The 911-nt window shown below is 47.3% G+C and carries 1 pseudogene; it reads left to right on the plus strand.

Annotated elements, in window-relative coordinates:
* Positions 1-13: 13 nt before the first annotated feature.
* A pseudogene (locus tag EII14_RS09690) lies at positions 14-911 on the plus strand (IS5 family transposase); the annotation flags it as partial.

The raw sequence follows: 911 nt of genomic DNA on the forward strand, positions 1-911 counted from the left end.
CCGCCTTTCTTTCATGCGGTTTTTGGGATTGTCTTTGGAGGACAGCGTTCCCGACAGCACCACGATATGCCGCTTCCGCAATGCCTTGGTACTTGGTGGTCTTAACGACCAACTCTTGTTTGAAGTCAATCGTCAATTGGAGGCAGCAGGGGTGATAATCAAGTCGGGGGTTATTGTAGATGCGAGTGTGACCGACAGCCCTCGTCGCCCTCGTGGGAGCTATACGATGGTGGATGACCGCAATGAAGAGGTAGGCTATAAAGAGGCTGAGGCTGCTCATTTTGAAGAATGTACACATTCGAACATCGACGGGGAGGCGCGTTGGTTGAAGAAAGGCGGACAATCTCATTACGGCTACAAACGTCATACGGCCACGGATGAAAACGGTTTGATTTTGGCCGAAGTCACCACACCGGCCAACCAAAGCGACATCCTTTGGATAAGCTCGATTTGCCGCAAGATACGCTTGTATTGGCAGATAAAGGTTATCGTTCGGCCGAGAATGAGGCTTATTTGAAGGCTCGAAAACTCAGATCGGGTCTTATGCATCGTGCCCAAAAGGATAAACCTTTGACTTCCTCCGAGAAAACCCTTAATCGTCTGATCAGCAGTTCTCGTTATGTAGTCGAACGTACTTTTGGCTCTATCAAGCGTTGGTTTAGTGGCGGAACAGCCCGTTATGTAGGTTTGAGCAAGATGCATATGCAACACACTTTGGAGGCTATTGCCTACAATTTATACCGTTCTCCGGGGATTATGTTCTCCGGGGATTATTGTGTCCAATTCTCTCCAATAAGGGGAAAAATGGGGCATCAAAACGCCCTTTTAGGAGTAGAAACGTCAAAATCACGGGATTTTCCAAACAAAATTGTCCAATCCGAGAAAAAGAACGGATTGGACAATTTTATAAG

Source organism: Alloprevotella sp. OH1205_COT-284 (assembly GCF_003859795.1).
GTDB lineage: Bacteria > Bacteroidota > Bacteroidia > Bacteroidales > Bacteroidaceae > Alloprevotella.